The sequence below is a fragment of the Nonomuraea maheshkhaliensis genome (genome assembly GCF_039529435.1).
Classification (GTDB): domain Bacteria; phylum Actinomycetota; class Actinomycetes; order Streptosporangiales; family Streptosporangiaceae; genus Nonomuraea; species Nonomuraea maheshkhaliensis.
Window position 1 is genome coordinate 1 of record NZ_BAAAMU010000292.1, and the last position, 1,980, is coordinate 1,980.

Sequence of the window (1,980 nt, forward strand, 5' to 3'; positions counted from 1 at the left end):
TGAAGATCCGGGGTTTCCGGGTGGAGCCGGGTGAGGTCACCGAGGTGCTGGCCGCTTGTCCCGAGGTGGGTCAGGTTGTGGTGGTGGCGCGGGAGGACGTACCGGGAGAGGTGCGGCTGGTCGCCTACGTGGTTGCCGATGGGGACGGCGCGCGGCTCACGGAGGAGGTGCGGAGCTTCGCGGCGGAGCGTGTGCCGGAGTACATGGTGCCGTCGGCCGTGGTGGTGCTGGAGCAGTTGCCGGTGACGGTGAACGGCAAGCTCGACCGCAAGGCACTCCCCGCCCCTCGATACGTCGCCGGGACCGGTCGTGCCCCCGCCGACGCGCGCGAGGAGATCGTCTGTGCCGCCTTCGCCGATGTGCTCGGCTTGGAGAGTGTGAGCGCCGACGACGACTTCTACCAGCTCGGTGGCCATTCCCTGCTGGTGATCCGGCTCGTCGAGGTCCTGCGCTCGCGCGGCGTCTCCGTCTCGGTACGCGCCCTGTTCGACACTCCCACCCCGGCGGGCCTGGCCGCGTCGGTGAGCGCCGGGCAGACCGACGTGCCCGGCAACCTGATCCCCGCCGGCGCGACCGAGATCACGCCGGAGATGCTCCCCCTGGTGGAGCTGACCGCCGACGAGATCGAGCGGGTCGTCGCCACGGTCGAGGGCGGCGCGGCGAACGTGGCCGACGTCTACCCGCTCGCGCCGCTCCAGGAAGGGCTGCTCTTCCACCACCTGCTGGCCGACGGCGGCACGGACGTCTACGTGACGCCGGCGGTGCTGGAGTTCGACTCGCGGGACCGGGTGGAGCGGTTCGTCGAGGCGTTGCGGCGGGTGGTGGATCGGCACGACATCTACCGCACCTCCATCGTCTGGGCCGGGCTGCGGGAGCCGGTGCAGGTGGTCTGGCGGCAGGCCGTGCTGCCGGTACGGGAGACGGTGCCGGCGCCGGGCTGCGCCGATCCCGCCGGCGCGCTGGTGGAGCTGGCCGGCTCGGTCATGGACCTGCACCGGGCGCCGCTGATGGACGTGCACCTCGCGGCGGCCCCCGGCGATGACCGGTGGCTGGTCCTCATCCGCATGCATCACATGGTGCGCGACCACACGGCGCTGGAAGTGCTGTTCGCCGAGGTGAGGGCGTTCCTGGCCGATCGGGGAGCCGAGCTGGCCGAGCCGCTGCCGTTCCGGAACTTCGTGGCGCAGGCACGCGGAGGAGTCGAGGACGCCGAGCACTCGCGGTACTTCGCGGAGCTGCTGGGTGACGTCCAGGAGCCGACGGCGCCGTTCGGGCTGGTGGACGTGCGTGGCGACGGCGCCGACTCGGCGCACGAGGTGGTGCCGTTCGGAGCTGAGCTGCACGGGCGGTTGCGCGAGGTGGCCAGGCGGCTCGGGGTGAGCCCGGCGACGGTGCTGCACGTGGCGTGGGCGCGGGTGCTGGCGGCGGTCTCAGGTCGGCGTGACGTGGTGTTCGGGACGGTGCTGTTCGGCCGGATGAACGCGGGGACCGGCGCGGATCGGGTGCCGGGGCCGTTCATGAACACGCTGCCGGTACGGGTGCGTACGGGCGAAATGGGTGTGCTGGCGGCGGTGTCGGCCATGCGCGGCCAGCTTGCCGAGCTGCTGGAGCATGAACACGCGCCGCTCACTGTGGCTCAGCAGGCCAGTGGGATGGCGGGTGGGGTGCCTCTGTTCACCTCGTTCCTCAACTACCGGCACAACACCGGCTCCGGGGTGGACGCGGAGCTGGACGGGGCACGGCTGTTGCTGGTGCGTGAGCGCACCAACTACCCGCTCGGCGTGCTGATCGACGACGACGGCGACAGCATGTCGGTGGGCGTGGACGCGGTCGCGCCGGTCGATGCCAGGAACGTCGGCCTGATGGTCCGCACCGCCGCCGGCAACCTGGTGGCCGCGCTCGAAGCAGCCCTGGATGGTGGGCATGAGCTGCCGTTGAGCGGGGTGGACGTGCTCGACGAGGCCGGGCGGCGGCTGGTGG

General features: G+C 72.0%; 1 protein-coding gene. It reads left to right on the forward strand.

The features are described from left to right. A partial coding sequence (locus ABFX54_RS56425; RefSeq protein WP_346115579.1) for a condensation domain-containing protein occupies positions 1-1,980 on the forward strand: 1,980 nt, incomplete at both ends.